Source organism: Serratia sp. MF1(2023) (assembly GCF_030954545.1).
GTDB classification, from domain to species: Bacteria; Pseudomonadota; Gammaproteobacteria; order Enterobacterales; family Enterobacteriaceae; genus Serratia; species Serratia sarumanii.
The window spans coordinates 153,020-166,727 of the sequence record NZ_JAVHUX010000045.1 but is presented as its reverse complement, the minus strand read 5'-3'; the positions used below and the strand labels follow the sequence as shown (position 1 = coordinate 166,727).

General features: G+C 62.2%; 11 protein-coding genes. 8 read left to right on the top strand and 3 right to left on the bottom strand.

Translation table 11 applies throughout. The features are described from left to right. Positions 1 to 18: 18 nt before the first annotated feature. The 3 genes from patD (at position 19) to REA38_RS21945 (ending at position 4,615) form a co-directional block, all read left to right on the top strand. A complete protein-coding gene (patD, locus tag REA38_RS21955) occupies positions 19 to 1,443 on the top strand; it encodes an aminobutyraldehyde dehydrogenase (RefSeq protein ID WP_308886626.1) in 1,425 nt (474 codons plus the stop codon). A gap of 80 nt (positions 1,444 to 1,523) precedes the next feature. Further along, a complete protein-coding gene (locus REA38_RS21950) occupies positions 1,524 to 3,434 on the top strand; it encodes an NAD(P)/FAD-dependent oxidoreductase (protein WP_308886625.1) in 1,911 nt (636 codons plus the stop codon). Further along, positions 3,431 to 4,615 (top strand): cytochrome c, encoded by a 1,185-nt coding sequence (locus tag REA38_RS21945; protein WP_308886624.1) that lies wholly within the window; start codon positions 3,431 to 3,433, stop codon positions 4,613 to 4,615. Before REA38_RS21950 ends, REA38_RS21945 begins: the two co-directional genes overlap by 4 nt. Positions 4,616 to 4,652: 37 nt before the next feature. Here the strand turns inward: REA38_RS21945 and hmpA are convergent, their stop codons facing one another. Continuing rightward, on the bottom strand, positions 4,653 to 5,843 hold the full coding sequence (gene hmpA / locus REA38_RS21940) for an NO-inducible flavohemoprotein (protein WP_033648924.1): 1,191 nt from the start codon (positions 5,841 to 5,843) through the stop codon (positions 4,653 to 4,655). A gap of 357 nt (positions 5,844 to 6,200) precedes the next feature. Between hmpA and glyA the strand changes: the two genes are divergently transcribed. Together glyA and REA38_RS21930 are read left to right on the top strand one after the other, a co-directional pair. Next, a complete protein-coding gene (gene glyA, locus REA38_RS21935; protein ID WP_004941389.1) occupies positions 6,201 to 7,454 on the top strand; it encodes a serine hydroxymethyltransferase in 1,254 nt (417 codons plus the stop codon). Positions 7,455 to 7,610: 156 nt separating this feature from the next. Then, positions 7,611 to 8,756 (top strand): 3-phenylpropionate MFS transporter, encoded by a 1,146-nt coding sequence (locus REA38_RS21930; RefSeq protein ID WP_033648923.1) that lies wholly within the window; start codon positions 7,611 to 7,613, stop codon positions 8,754 to 8,756. On the opposite strand, the gene csiE is transcribed toward REA38_RS21930, so the two are convergent. Continuing rightward, a complete protein-coding gene (gene csiE, locus REA38_RS21925) occupies positions 8,757 to 10,022 on the bottom strand; it encodes a stationary phase inducible protein CsiE (RefSeq protein ID WP_308886622.1) in 1,266 nt (421 codons plus the stop codon). It lies immediately after the preceding gene. 182 nt (positions 10,023 to 10,204) lie between these two features. Here csiE and REA38_RS21920 point away from each other — a divergent pair, with 182 nt between their 5' ends. Then, positions 10,205 to 10,840: a DUF1007 family protein gene (locus REA38_RS21920; RefSeq protein ID WP_049194926.1), complete on the top strand. Its 636-nt coding sequence runs from the start codon at positions 10,205 to 10,207 to the stop codon at positions 10,838 to 10,840. Then, entirely contained in the window at positions 10,831 to 11,853 is a 1,023-nt protein-coding gene (locus tag REA38_RS21915) for a nickel/cobalt transporter (RefSeq protein ID WP_016929766.1), read from the top strand. Before REA38_RS21920 ends, REA38_RS21915 begins: the two co-directional genes overlap by 10 nt. A gap of 55 nt (positions 11,854 to 11,908) precedes the next feature. Here REA38_RS21915 and suhB read toward each other — a convergent pair whose 3' ends face one another. Beyond that, on the bottom strand, positions 11,909 to 12,712 hold the full coding sequence (gene suhB / locus REA38_RS21910) for an inositol-1-monophosphatase (protein ID WP_004941400.1): 804 nt from the start codon (positions 12,710 to 12,712) through the stop codon (positions 11,909 to 11,911). Between the two features lie 119 nt (positions 12,713 to 12,831). Between suhB and trmJ the strand changes: the two genes are divergently transcribed. Next, positions 12,832 to 13,566, top strand: a complete 735-nt coding sequence (gene trmJ / locus REA38_RS21905) for a tRNA (cytosine(32)/uridine(32)-2'-O)-methyltransferase TrmJ (RefSeq protein ID WP_308886620.1) — start codon at positions 12,832 to 12,834, stop codon at positions 13,564 to 13,566. Positions 13,567 to 13,708 lie beyond the last annotated feature (142 nt).

Below are 13,708 nucleotides of genomic sequence, written 5' to 3'. Positions count from 1 at the left end.
TGATAAAAGGATAACCCTATGCAAAGCCAACTGTTGATTGACGGCCACCTGGTGAACGGCCAGGGCACGACCCAGCCGGTGTATAACCCGGCGACCGGCGAAGTGATTGCGCAGGTGGCGGAGGCCAGCCCGGAGCAGGTCGATCGCGCGGTGCTGGCGGCGGATGCCGCGTTCGCCGCCTGGGGGCAAACCACGCCGAAGGAGCGCGCTGAGCATTTGCTCAAGCTGGCGGATCTGATCGATGCGCATGCCGAGACTTTCGCCAGGCTGGAGTCGCTCAACTGCGGCAAGCCTTATCACTGCGTGTTGAACGATGAACTGCCGGCGGTGGCCGACGTGTTTCGCTTCTTCGCCGGGGCCAGCCGCTGCCTGACCGGCATGGCGGCCGGCGAGTATCTGGCCGGGCATACCTCGATGATCCGCCGCGATCCGCTCGGCGTGGTGGCTTCGATCGCGCCGTGGAACTACCCGCTAATGATGGCGGCCTGGAAACTGGCGCCGGCGTTGGCGGCGGGCAACTGCGTGGTGATCAAGCCTTCGGAACAGACGCCGCTGACCACTTTCAAACTGGCCGAACTGGCCGCCGGGCTGTTCCCGCCGGGCGTGCTCAACGTGCTGTTCGGCCGCGGCGCAAGCGTCGGCGATCGGTTGACCGGGCATGACAAGGTGCGCATGGTGTCGCTGACCGGCTCGATCGCCACCGGCGAGCACATCATCGCCCACACCGCCGCCGGCATTAAGCGCACCCATATGGAGCTGGGCGGCAAGGCGCCGGTGCTGGTGTTCGACGACGCCGATCTGCAGCAGGTGGTGGACGGCATTCGCGGCTTCGGTTTCTACAACGCCGGGCAGGATTGCACCGCCGCCTGCCGCATCTACGCGCAGAAAAACATTTATCCTGAGCTGGTGAAGCGGCTGGGCGAGGCGGTGGCCAGCCTGAAGATCGGCGCGCCGGACGACGAGGGCACCGAGCTGGGGCCGTTGATTACCGCCCAGCATCTGGAGCGGGTCGCCGGTTTTGTCGAGCGCGCCAAAGCCTTGCCGCACGTGCAGGTGGTGACCGGCGGCGAGAAGGTGAAGGGGCCGGGTTACTACTTCCAGCCGACGCTGCTGGCCGGCGCGCGCCAGGAGGATGAAATCGTGCAGCGCGAGGTGTTCGGCCCGGTAGTGACGGTGACGCCGTTCGACGACGAAGCGCAGGTGCTGGCCTGGGCGAACGAATCCAACTACGGGCTGGCGTCTTCCGTGTGGACCCGCGACGTGGGCCGCGCGCATCGCTTAAGCGCCCGCCTGCAATACGGCTGCACCTGGGTGAACACCCACTTCATGCTGGTGAGCGAAATGCCGCACGGCGGCCAGAAACTGTCCGGCTACGGCAAGGATATGTCGATGTACGGGCTGGAGGATTACACCGCCATTCGTCATGTGATGTTCAAACATTGATTTTACAATAATTATCCGCACAATAGCGCGGCCTTCGGGCCGGCCCCGGCCGGCCGATGATAATAAAAAAGGAAGCCTATATGGGTATCACCCGACGCGATTTTCTCAACGGGGTGGCGATCACCATCGCCGCCGGGTTGACGCCGCTGCAAATCTTGCGCGCGTCGCCGCAAACCGCCAATCAAACCCTGTACTACCCGCCGGCGCTGACCGGGCTGCGGGGTAACCATCCGGGCTCGTTCGAGCATGCGCACCAGTTGGGGCGCGACGGCAAAACCTTTGATTTCGGCAGCGTGCCCGCCGTTGAAGAGTTCGATCTGGTGGTGGTCGGCGCCGGCATCAGCGGGTTGGCGGCCGCCTGCTTCTGGCAGCAGCTGAAAGGTGAGCAGCAGCGCATTTTGCTGATCGACAACCATGACGACTTCGGCGGCCACGCCAAGCGCAACGAATTCAACACCGACGACGGCATGCTGCTCGGCTACGGCGGCAGTGAATCGCTGCAGTCGCCGCGCTCCAACTTCAGCCCGGTGGCGATGGGGCTGCTGCGCAATCTCGGCGTCGATATCGATCGGCTGGAGCAGGCGTTTGACACCACCTTCTACCCGGATCTGAACCTGAGCCGCGGGGTTTACTTCGATCGCAAGAACTTCGGCGTCGACAAGGTGGTGAGCGGCGATCCGGGCCGCACGGTGGCGGACGACATTCCGCGCGATCGCCTCAACGGCCGCTCTTATGAAGCGTTCATCGGCGATTTCCCGCTGCCGGAAAGCGATCGCCAGGCGTTGATCGCGCTGCATACGGTGAAGAAAGATTATCTGCCGGAGATGACGCTGGAGCAGAAGGTCGAGTGGCTCGATACCCACAGCTACACCCAGTTCCTGCGCGAGAAGGTGGGCCTGAGTGAGCTGGCGATCCGTTATTTCCAGCAGACCACCAACGATTTCCAGGCGGTGGGCATCGACGGCACGTCGTGCAGCGATGCGCGCATTTGCGATCTGCCGGGCCTTGACGGCATGAATCTGCCGCCGCTGGATGAGGAGTCGCAGGCGGATCTCGACGATCCTTACGTGTTCCACTTCCCGGACGGCAACGCCACGCTGGCGCGCCTGATGGTGCGCAAGCTGATCCCGGCGGTGGCGCCGGCCGGCAAAGACATGAACGATGTGGTGCTGGCCAAATTCGACTACGGCCAGCTCGATCGGCCGGAATCGCCGGTGAAGCTGCGTTTGAACAGCACCGGGCTGCATGCGGCCAACGTTGGCGACAAGGTGGAAGTCACCTACATGACCGGCGAGAAGATGACCAAGGTGCGCGCCGGGCAGGTGGTGATGGCCGGCTACAACATGATGATCCCGTACCTGGTGCCGGAGATGTCGCACGAGCAGCAGGAGGCGCTGAAACAGAACGTCAAGTCGCCGCTGGTGTATAGCAAGGTGGTGATCCGCAACTGGCAGCCGTTCATCAAGCTGGGCGTGCACGAGATCTATTCGCCGGCCGCGCCGTACAGCCGCGTGAAGCTGGATTACCCGGTGAGCATGGGCGGGTATCAGCACCCGCGCGATCCGGATCGGCCGATCGGCCTGCATATGGTGTACGTGCCGACGCTGCCGGGCAGCGGCCTCAGCCCGCGCGAGCAGTCGCGCAAAGGGCGCGCGCTGCTGCTGGGCACGCCGTTCGAGGTGCACGAGCAGATGATCCGCGAACAGCTGCAGGGCATGCTGGGCGAGGCCGGTTTCGACCATCAGCGCGACATTCAGGCGATCACCGTCAACCGCTGGTCGCACGGTTACTCCTACTTCCTCAACGGGCTGTTTGACGACGAAGACGAGGCCACGAAAATCATCGAAACGGCGCGGCAGCCGATCGGCAAGATCGTTATCGCCAACTCCGATGCCGACTGGAGCCCGTACGCCAACTCGGCGATCGATCAGGCGTGGCGCGCGGTGAATGAACTGGCCTACGGCAAGGTTGCCGCCAAGGAGGGAACATGAGTCTGCGTTCGCTGTACCTGTTGAGCCTGCTGGCGGCCGGCGGCTCGGCCCAGGCGATGTCGGCCGGGGAATACGTCGCCAAAGCCGGTGACTGCACCGCCTGCCACACCGCGCCGGGCGGCGCCGAATTGGCGGGTGGCATGAAGTTCCCGACGCCGCTCGGGGCTATCTACGCCACCAACATCACGCCGGACAAGCTGCACGGCATCGGCGCCTATTCGTTCGAAGAGTTCGATCGCGCCATGCGCCAGGGGGTAACCAAAGACGGTCACCGGCTCTACCCGGCGATGCCGTACACCTCGTACGCCAAAATGAGCGCGGAAGACATGCGCGCGCTGTATGACTATCTGATGAATGAGGTGCCGGCGCAGAACGTGGCCAACCGGGACAGCGACATCAGTTGGCCGCTGTCGATGCGCTGGCCGCTGGCGGTGTGGAACCAGCTGTTCCACGACGACCAGCCGTATCAGGCGGATCCGCAACAAAGCGCCGAGTGGAACCGCGGCGCCTACCTGGTGCAGGGTGCGGGCCATTGCGGCAGCTGCCACACGCCGCGCGGCTGGGCGATGCAGGAGAAGGGGCTGGACGGTAAGGAGCCGGTGTTCCTGAGCGGTGCCGAGCTGGACGGCTGGTACGCCTCCAATCTGCGCGGCCTGCCGCCGGAAGAGGTGACGGCACTGCTGAAAACCGGCCGCAGCCGCCATGCGGCGGTCGCCGGGCCGATGAGCGAGGTGGTGACCCACAGCACGCAGTACCTCAGCGACGGCGATCTGAACGCCATCGCGGTGTACCTGCGCAGCCTGGCGCCGGAAACCGCCGCCAAAGCCGCTGCGCCTGCCGCGCAGGCGAATAATCCGGGCGGCAAGGCGACCTACGCGATGTACTGCTCGACCTGCCACGGCAACAAGGGGGAGGGCACCGACTTCGCCATTCCGGCGCTGGCGGGCAATGCCACGGTAACGGCGGACAATCCGCTGACCGCGCTGCGGGTGGTGCTGGAGGGGGCGCATACGCCGATCACGCAGCAGGCGATGGCGTTCGACATGCCGGCTTACGGCTGGGCGTTGAACGATCGGCAGGCGGCGGATCTGATGAGCTATCTGCGGGGAAGCTGGGGCAACCAGGCGGCGCCGGTGACGGTGCAGCAGGTGCAGGACGCGCGCCAACTGCAGGCGAAATGAAGAGGGAGCGCGATCTGACGGCCGCGCTCCGCAAGCATTACAGCACCTTATGCGGGCCGAAGCATTCGTAGTGGATGCGTTCGGCTTCTACGCCCATTTCCAGCAGCTGTTTGCCCACGAACTGCATGAAGGCCACCGGGCCGCAGAAGTAATAGTGCATCTGCGGATCGGCCAGGCTGCCTTGCAGCGCGCTCAAATCCATCAATCCGCGGCTGTGGTAGTCGCGGCCTTCCACGTCATCGGCGCCCGGCTCGCGGTACCACACATGGCGGCTCAGATTCGGCATGCGCCCGGCAATATCCGCCACTTCATCGGCAAAGGCGTGCACGCCGCCGTTTTCCGCCGCGTGCAACCAGTGGACCTGCGCCTGATGCTGGCTGTCGTGCAGGGTGTTGAGCATGCCGAGCATCGGGGTTTGGCCGACGCCGGCGGAGATCAGCGCCACCGGCGTGGTCGGCGCCACGTCGAGGAAGAAATCGCCGTGCGGCGGGGCGATGTAGATCACGTCGCCTTCCTGCGCCTGCTGGTGCAGGTAGTTGGACACTTTCCCCTGATCTTCGCGCTTCACCGCGATGCGGTAGAACTCGCCGTTCGGCGAGGTGGTCAGCGAGTACTGGCGAATTTCCTGATGTTCCAGGCTGTCGTGCTTGATGTAGACCGCCAGATACTGCCCCGGTTTGAAGTCCGCCACCCGGCCGCCGTCCACCGGCGCCAGCACGAAACTGCAGATCACGTCGCTCTGCGGCTGTTTCTTCAGGATGCGGAACGCGCGCAGATCGCGCCAGCCGCCGTTGTCGGTTTCACTCTGCTGATAAATCTGTTCTTCACGCTGGATAAATACGTTGGCCAGCACGCCGTAGGCCTTGCCCCAGGCGTCCAGGACTTCCTGACCCGGGCTGAACATTTCGTCCAGGGTCGCCAGCAGGTGACCGCCGACGATGTTGTACTGCTCCGGCTGGATATTGAAGCTGGTGTGCTTCTGCGCGATGCGCTCCACCGCCGGCAGCAGCGCCGCCAGGTTCTCGATGTTGGCGGCATAGGCGCAGATGGCGTCGAACAGCGCCTGACGCTGATCGCCGTTGCGCTGGTTGCTCATGTTGAAAATGTCTTTCAATTCCGGGTTGTGCGCGAACATGCGATCGTAAAAGTGGGCGGTCAGCTTCGGCCCGGTCGCAGCCAGCAGGGGAATGGTGGATTTCACGGTGGCGATGGTTTGGCTATCCAGCATGGAAGCGCTCCTTGGGTTGGGATCTTGACGATAATTGTAATGATGTATTTTAAATGCATCTTATTGGGTTCCGCGTCGCTTGTAAATACCCTTGTTTTCGTTGCGGTGTTCTTCGGGCGTCGATCGCGCTCACAGAACATGAAAAAAGCGCATCGTTCGCATGAGGAAATGTCCGTTGATAAACGGCGGCGTTTAGCGGATCAAAGCCTTGCGCCACCTTATGCCAATCGTTTGCGTAAAAACCTCTGTCAAGACCTATCTTCGGTGGGGCGAAACGGTTTACACTGTGGCCCAGAACCCAAACGGGTAGTTATTTGGTGATTTTTTAGTTAGCTGATTTAAGTCAGGAGATGCCGGATGTTAAAGCGTGAAATGAACATTGCCGATTACGATGCGGAACTGTGGCGTGCCATGGAGCAGGAAGTGGTGCGTCAGGAAGAGCACATCGAGCTGATCGCGTCTGAGAACTACACCAGCCCGCGCGTGATGCAGGCTCAGGGTTCCCAGCTGACCAACAAATACGCTGAAGGCTATCCGGGCAAGCGTTACTACGGCGGCTGCGAATACGTGGATATCGTTGAGCAGCTGGCTATCGATCGCGCCAAAGAATTGTTCGGCGCCGATTACGCCAACGTGCAGCCGCACTCCGGCTCCCAGGCTAACTTCGCCGTGTACACCGCCCTGCTGCAGCCGGGCGACACCATTCTGGGCATGAACCTGGCGCACGGCGGCCACCTGACCCACGGTTCCCCGGTCAACCTGTCCGGCAAACTGTATAACGTGGTGCCTTACGGCATCGACGACAAAGGCCAAATCGACTATGACGATCTGGCCAAGCAGGCGCAAACCCACAAGCCGAAAATGATCATCGGCGGCTTCTCCGCTTACTCCGGCGTGGTTGACTGGGCCAAAATGCGCGAAATCGCCGACAGCATCGGCGCTTACCTGTTCGTCGACATGGCGCACGTGGCGGGCCTGATCGCCGCCGGCGTCTACCCGAACCCGGTACCGCACGCGCACATCGTCACCACCACCACCCACAAAACCCTGGCGGGCCCGCGCGGCGGCCTGATCCTGGCGAAGGGCGGCGACGAAGAGCTGTACAAGAAGCTGAACTCCGCCGTGTTCCCTGGCGGCCAGGGCGGCCCGCTGATGCACGTGATCGCCGGCAAGGCGGTGGCGCTGAAAGAAGCGATGGAGCCTGAGTTCAAGGTTTATCAGCAGCAAGTGGCGGTCAACGCCAAGGCGATGGTGGAAGTGTTCCTGCAGCGCGGCTACAAAGTGGTCTCCGGTGGCACCCATAACCACCTGTTCCTGCTGGATCTGGTCGACAAAAACCTGACCGGTAAAGAAGCGGACGCCGCCCTGGGCCGCGCCAACATCACCGTCAACAAAAACAGCGTGCCGAACGATCCGAAAAGCCCGTTCGTCACCTCCGGCGTGCGTATCGGCACCCCGGCCGTCACCCGTCGCGGCTTCAAAGAAGCCGACGTGCGCGAACTGGCCGGTTGGATCTGTGATGTGCTGGACAACATCAACGATGAAGCCACCATCGAACGCACCAAGAAGAAAGTGCTGGATATCTGCGCCCGCCTACCGGTTTACGCGTAATCCCGCTTTCGCCCGACAAAACCCGCTGCGGCGGGTTTTTTTGTGGCCGCTCGCGGCAAACTGTGAGCTGTCTGGCACTCTAACGCATTGAAGTGGAATGAAGATTGCGGGGCGGTGTGAGCTCTGTCAAAGTATTGCCCTCACTCCGGAGGGATCATGGTTCTGCAATCCACGCGTTGGCTCGCGCTCAGTTATTTCACCTACTTCTTTTCCTATGGCATCTTCTTACCGTTCTGGGGCGTGTGGCTGAAAGGGGAGGGCATCGCGCCCGAAACCATCGGCATGCTGCTCGGCGCCGGCTTGGTGGCCCGCTTCCTCGGCAGCTTACTGATTGCACCCCGCGTTAAAGATCCCTCTCATTTAGTCTCCGCCCTGCGCCTGCTGGCGCTGCTGACCCTGGCCTTTGCGGTCGGTTTCTGTTTCGGCAACGGCTGGGGTTGGCTGATGCTGGTGATAGCGGGTTTCAACCTGTTCTTCTCGCCGCTGGTGCCGCTGACCGACGCGTTGGCCGCCACCTGGCAAAAGCAGATCCGTATGGACTACGGCCGGGTGCGGCTGTGGGGCTCGCTGGCGTTCGTCATCGGCTCGGCGCTGACCGGGCAGCTGGTAGCGGTATGGGGCCATAACGCCATTCTCTACAGCCTGATCTTCAGCGTGCTGGCGATGCTGCTGGGCATGCTGTTGAAGCCGAGCGTCATGCCGCAGGGCGAAGCGCGCGCGCGCAGCGGAACCGAACGTTCGCTGTGGGCGCTGCTGAAAGAAGGGCCGGTCTGGCGCTTCCTGCTGTGCGTCACGCTGCTGCAAGGGGCGCACGCCGGCTACTACAGCTTCGGCTCCATTTACTGGCAGGAGGCCGGCTATTCGGCCTCGACCATCGGCTATCTGTGGTCGCTGGGCGTGGTGGCGGAGGTGATTATTTTCGCCAGCAGCAACGTGCTGTTCCGCCGCTGGAATGCGCGCAACCTGCTGTTGCTCTCCGCCTGCTGTGGCGTGTTGCGCTGGAGCCTGATGGCCTACAGCACCGAGCTGGGCTGGCTGCTGCTGATCCAGATCCTGCACTGCGGCACTTTCACCGTCTGCCATTTGGCGGCGATGCGCTTTATCGCCGCGCGTCAGGGGCAAGAGGTGATCCAACTGCAGGCGGTGTATTCGGCGCTGGCGATGGGCGGCGGCATCGCCGTCATGACGGTCATTGCCGGGTTCCTGTTCGAACATTGGCAGGGCGGGGTATTCTGGGTGATGGCGGCGGTCGCGGTGCCGGCCTTGTTCATCCGGCCGCCGGCGGTCAGCGTCAGCCGCTGATTAAGGGGCTTCCAGCAGCGCGCGGATCGCCTGGCGCTGCCGGGGTTCCAGCGGTAGTTCGGTATAGATCAGCGGCGGGTGCGGATCGCTGTGCACCGCCGCATAAGGGGTGATCACCAGCGTGACGCCCTGCGGCGCTCCGCCGCGCAGATAGTCGCTCAGCGGCAGGTACTTGATGTTCAGCGGCAATAGCGTGAGCTCGCGGATCTGATATTCCACTTCCTCTTCCAGCTGCGGGTTGTCCAGCGTCAGTAGCAGCACCTGCTTTTCCTGCAGCGCGTTGTCCTGCATCAGCCAGGCGCCGAAGCTGATGGCCACCAGACCCGCCTCCTCGTTGGAAAAATGCACGCCGTACTCCTGCTCCAGCGGTTTCAGCGCTTCCTGCGTGGTGCGCATCAGCCGCGGGTATTTGCGCACCACTTCTTCCAGCAGCATATTGTCGATGCCGATGGCGAAACGGCAGCGCTCCAGCGCCGGCGCCAGATGGGCGAACAGCTGGCTGACCAGCTCCGCCTTGCTGCTGAAGGCCATGCCGGAAAGTTGCTGGAAGCGCTCGACCATGCTGTCGATCGCCACCATCAATCTCCGCTCTTGCGCTGAGTCGTTGCTGTGGTAGCTGTGATTTTTCAACATGGTAAACGTCAGCGCCAAAAAATCGCGCTCGTCTGCCTGCGGCGGCTGGTTAAACAGCCGGTTGCAGGCCTGATGCAGCCAGGCGGCGGCTTGCTGTTCCGGCTTTTTCCGCAGCCAGTCGCGTTGAACCGCGTCGAAACGCGGATGCTGCTGCAGGCGATTTTGCCAGGCGTAGTAGAGCAGGTAATGCTGCAGGAATTGGCGGTCGCGCGCATCGAAGTGGCGGCTGAGCAGCGGCTCGCAGGCGTCGATCGCCTCTGTCAGCGCAGACGCCGGGGAGGCATCGGTCGCCAGCGCTTGCCGCAGGCGCGGGGCGAAATCGCCTTCGACAAACCGCGGGCTGCAGCGCAGGGCCCGCCGCAGCCAGTGGATGAGGCACAGGCGTTGGTCGAGCACGCTGCCCCGCAGTTGGTAGCCATGGTCGGGATCGACGGCGATCTCCAGGTGATGGAAACGCTGGATTTCACTGGCCACCTCGGCTATATCTTGCCGGGTTATCGGGGGGGCGACGCCGTTGATTCGGCTTAGGGTCTCCAGCTGTAACTCGGGCTCCGGCGTGTACAGCATCAGCAGCAGATGGCAGCGCCGTTGTTGTCCGGAGAGCTCGGGCACGGGAGAGGTGTCCAGGCTCATTATCACCTTCCGGCATAAAAGGTTGCGATTATGCCTAAGCATAGCAAAAGGCTTTGTGACGGCAGGATTACCGCGCGGCTTTTACTTCGGCTTACAACTTTCGTCACAAATATCGCCGGGAGAGGCGGGCCGTTAGGCATCTATTTGTGTTACGTTATAACAAATGCAGGTAAGACAGGATAATGATGAAGTTACGTCGTCTTTTGGCTGCCTTCGGCGCCGTGTTCAGCGCCGGTGCGATCGCTCATCCGCACAGCTTTATCGACATGAATACCACCTTCGTCGCCAAAGACCAGCGGCTGGTCGGCCTGAAAATGGTGTGGGTGATGGATGAAATCACCTCGGCGGATCTGCTCTACGATGCGAAAAACGCCAAGAGCGATTCGGCAGTGTGGAAAAAGCTGGCGGCGGAAGTGATGGCCAACGTGCTGGGGCAGCACTATTTCACCGATCTTTACCGCGACGGCAAACCGGTGAAATACCTGAACTTGCCCAGTGAATATCACCTGTCGCGCCAGGGCAACCAGGCGGTGCTGGAGTTCGTGCTGCCGTTGGCCGAGCCGCAGCCGCTGGCGGGCAAGCCGTTCGAACTTTCGACTTACGATCCGACTTATTTTGTGGATATGACCTATAAAGACCAAAATGCGCTGCATCTGCCGCCGGAGATGGCGCAGCTGTGTAGCTACAAGCTGATGACGCCGAAGCCGAATGCGTCGCTGCAGGCCTATGCGCTGTCGCTCGACAAGAACGACTCGCCCGGCGAAGACCTGGCGCTGGGGCAGCAGTTCGCCCAGCGGGTGACGCTGCAATGTCGTTAAATCTCTCGCAACCGACGACGAGCCGGCGCCACTGGGCCTTCGGCCTGTGGCCGCTGCTGCCGTTCACGCTGGCGCTGGCGGCCGCCGCGCTGCTGGCGTGGCACTATTGGCCGCAGCTGCTGATGCAGAGCGTGGTGTGGCAAAAAGCGCTGCACCAGCAGATGGCGGGGCTGTTGCAGCAGGTGAAGGCCGCGCCGCAGCAGGCCGGGCTGGCGCTGATGCTGTTCAGCCTCGGCTATGGCGTCTTGCATGCGCTCGGCCCCGGCCACGGCAAAGTGGTGATCGCCACCTACCTGGCTACCCATCCGGCGCGGCTGAAAAGCAGCCTGAAGCTGACCTTCGCCGCCTCGCTGGTGCAGGGTGGGGTAGCGATCGCGCTGGTCACGCTGATGCTGGTGGTATTGCAGCTCTCTTCGCGCCAGCTGCACCAAAGCAGTTTCTGGCTGGAGAAGGGCAGCTTTATTCTGGTGATGCTGCTTGGCGTGCTGCTGAGTTGGCGCGCGCTGAAACGCCTGTTTGCGGCGATCAAGGCGATGCGCCCGGCGCCGGCGCTGCGCATCAACAGCCTGACGCCGCTGGCGGCGGATCATGTGCACAGCGCCAATTGCGGCTGCGGCCACCGGCATCTGCCGAGCGACAGCGAGCTGCAGGCGGGAAGCGACTGGCGCACTCAGGCCGCCATCGTGCTGGCGATGGGCATGCGCCCCTGTTCGGGGGCGATTTTGGTGCTGCTGTTCTCCAAAGTGATCGGCGTGTTCGGCTGGGGAGTGATCTCCGCGCTGGCGATGGCGTTCGGCACCTCGTTGACCATCTCGATGCTGGCGCTGCTGGTACATTACAGCCGCCGGCTGGCGGTGCGCCTCAGCCGTTCGCGCGCGCCCGCCGCCTGGAGCGCGGTGGCCTGGGGGGCGTTGGCGCTGGCCGGCGGCCTGATCCTGCTGGCCGCCGGGCTGTTGCTGTACGTCAGCGCGCAGCCGGAATTCGGCGGCGGCATCCGTCCCTTCTCCCGCTAACGGGCATAAAAAAAGCGCTGCATCGGCAGCGCTTTTTTCGATTCGCTTCTGGCGATTAACGCTTCAGCGCTTCGCTCAGTTCTTCACGCATGGTGGCCAGCATGGCTTTCACTACGCGCGGGTTGCCTGCCACCACGTTGCCGGAGCTGAAGTGGTTGTGGCCGCCGACGAAGTCGGTCACCAGGCCGCCGGCTTCACGCACCAGCAGTTCGCCCGCGGCGAAATCCCACGGCTTCAGGCCGATTTCGAAGAAACCGTCTACGCGGCCGGCGGCCACATAGGCCAGATCCAGCGCCGCGGAACCGGTGCGGCGGAAGTCTGCGCACTGGGTGAACAGCTTGCCGACGATGTTGATGTAAGGCGTTGCGTGCTGTTTGACCTTGAACGGGAAGCCGGTCGCCAGGATGGTGCCATCCAGATCTTTGGCGTTGGTGCCGCGCAGGCGGTAGCCGTTGAGCTGTGCGCCCTGGCCGCGAGTGGCGGTGAACAGTTCGTTGCGCATCGGATCGTAAACCACGGCCACTTCAGTACGGCCTTTGATGCGTACGGCGATGGAAACGGAGAAATGAGGGAAACGTTTGATGAAGTTTGCAGTGCCATCCAGTGGATCGATCACCCATTGCACATCGCGATCTTCGCCGATCAGCTCACCGCGTTCTTCGCTCACGATACTGTGTTGCGGATAAGACTTGCGGATGACGTCGATGATCAGATGCTCTGCATCGCGATCGACGTTGGTGACGAAGTCATTGGTCCCTTTCTGGCTCGCTTCTACAGCGTCCGGGGTTTCGTAGTTTTTGGCAATCAGGTTACCGGCCTTGCGCGCAGCGCGCACGGCGATAGTCAGCATCGGATGCATGGGTATCTTCCAACTAGGATGTTAAAGAACAGGAAACGGCGCGAAGTATAGCAGCTGTTCGGCAAATTGCCTATGGCTGTGTTAAGATGCTGCGATTTTCCGCCACGCTCAGAGTTTGTATGCTGCACAATATCCGCATTGTTCTGGTAGAGACTTCACATACCGGCAACATGGGCTCGACCGCCAGAGCCATGAAAACCATGGGTTTAACCAACCTTTATCTGGTTAATCCGCTGATCAAACCCGATTCTCAGGCCATCGCCCTGGCCGCCGGCGCCAGTGACGTGATCGGCAACGCCACTATCGTCGACACCCTCGATGACGCCATCGCCGGCTGTAGCCTGGTGGTGGGCACCAGCGCCCGTTCTCGCACCTTGCCGTGGCCGATGCTGGAGCCGCGTGAATGCGGCGTGTGCGCGGTGCACGAGGGCGAGCACGCGCCGGTGGCGCTGGTGTTCGGCCGCGAACGCGTCGGGCTGACCAACGATGAATTGCAGAAGTGCCACTACCACGTCGCCATTCCGGCCAACCCGGACTACAGCTCGCTGAACCTTGCGATGGCGGTGCAGATCCTGGCGTACGAAGTGCGCGTGGCTTACCTCGATCGCCAACAGGCGGGCGCGCCGCAGCTGGAAGAGACGCCGTATCCGCTGGTGGATGACCTCGAGCGTTTCTATCAGCACCTGGAGCAGACGCTGCAGCGCACCGGCTTTATTCGCCCGTCCCATCCGGGCCAGGTGATGAGCCGCCTGCGTCGGCTGTTCACCCGCGCGCGCCCGGAAGGGCAGGAGCTGAATATCCTGCGCGGCATGCTGACGTCGATCGAGAAACAGGATAAACATCAAGGTAATTAATTGATGTGGCATAGCGGCGGGTGACAATAGTATTAGTTATCCAAAGGTTATAACATGTATTTTATATACCTTTGTTCTTGCTAAGTTCAAAACGTGCTAATACTTGAGTCAATTACTAGGTTAAATAGTTGACTGTTTTACT